Origin of the sequence: Azospirillum halopraeferens DSM 3675, from assembly GCF_000429625.1 — a bacterium.
GTDB lineage: Bacteria > Pseudomonadota > Alphaproteobacteria > Azospirillales > Azospirillaceae > Azospirillum > Azospirillum halopraeferens.
Genome location: NZ_AUCF01000054.1, coordinates 1 through 1,400 on the forward strand (window position 1 = coordinate 1; position 1,400 = coordinate 1,400).

2 protein-coding genes are annotated in these 1,400 nt (G+C 66.9%); both read left to right on the forward strand.

The window, feature by feature from the left end:
* Positions 1 to 417 (forward strand): methyl-accepting chemotaxis protein (locus G472_RS35455; protein WP_035693685.1); only part of this gene is annotated, 417 nt, incomplete at its 5' end.
* A 308-nt stretch (positions 418 to 725) separates the two neighbouring features.
* Positions 726 to 1,400: MCP four helix bundle domain-containing protein (locus G472_RS0124605; RefSeq protein ID WP_029010499.1), on the forward strand; the 675-nt coding region annotated here is incomplete at its 3' end.

Here is a 1,400-nt window from a genome sequence, read left to right on the forward strand (position 1 = left end):
GCGGGCAAGGGCTTCGCCGTGGTGGCCAGCGAGGTCAAGGCGCTGGCCAACCAGACCGCCAGGGCCACCGAGGACATCGCCGCCCAGATCGCCGATATCCAGGCGCAGACCGGCGGTGCGGTGACGGCGATCCGCGACATCGGCAAGACCGTCAGCGACGTCAACGAGATCGCCGGCACGATCGCGGCAGCGGTGGAGGAGCAGGCGGCGGCGACGCAGGAGATCGGGCGCAACGTCCAGCAGGCGGCCCGCGGCACGCAGGAGGTGTCGGACAACATCATCGGCGTCAGCACCGCCGCCCGCGAGGCCGGCACCGCCGCTGCCGAGGTGCTGTCCGCCGCCAACCGCCTGTCACAGGAAGCCGGCACGCTGCGCACCGAGGTGGACGGCTTCATCGCCCGCGTGCGGGCGGCTTAGGCCCGCGGATGGCGCCCGCCTCCGGCACGACGCTCAACCGCCCCTCCCCCGGCCGGGGCTGAGGGGCGGTGTTTCCCGCCGCTGCGGCCTCGCGTCACAGGGTGAGCGGCATTTTCCTCTCACACCAATCACGCAAGTAATTAAGAACGCGGAAAAACAGACAAACAGCATATGATGCTATTCCATTCGCATAGAAACAAAGTCTTGTCGATCCAAACCCATCGCCGGCACGTAACTGCATTCAAGAACGCAAAGGACGGCAAAGCCGTTTCCAATGCAAGCTATTGCATGTCAGAAGGGAGAGAGTAATGGGCTTCGGCAATTTCAGAATTGCGACGAAGATATTTTTCGTCATCGGCGTTCTCGCGGTGGTGTGCGGGACCATCACGGTCACGGCGGTGGTGGGATTCCGCCAGCTCAACGCGGCCACCGACGCGGTGGCCATGGTCGCGCAAGAAATCCGGCTGAGTTCACGGGCGAACCGGCTGATTGCCGAACTGAACCGCGATGAGTTCAGCGTCGCCGCCGATCCGTCCCTCTATGCCGAAGCCGCATCCTCCATTGCCGAGCGGCGGGCCGGCGTTGCCGACGCTCTGCGCGATCTGCGCCAAACCGCCGACGGCAACCAGACGAACCTGCTCGACACCATCGAAGCGCGTCTGGCCGCCTACACCGCCGGGCTGGACCGCACGCTCGAGACCGCGCACACCGCCGACGGAACCGTCACGCTCAGCGACACCCAGAAGGCACTGGTCGATGCCGTCACGGCCAGCCGGCAGCAGGCGCGGGCGCTGCGCGAGAGCATCACCGCCTTCGTCGACTACACCGAACGACGGGCCGCGACGATCTCGGCCGCGGCCGACGAACTGGCGCGCAGCCGCACCACATTGCTGGTGACGGTGGCCGCCATCGGAATCCTGTTCGGCCTGGCGCTGGGGTGGGTCGTGGCGCAGAAGGGCGTGGTGCAGCCGATCCGGGCCATC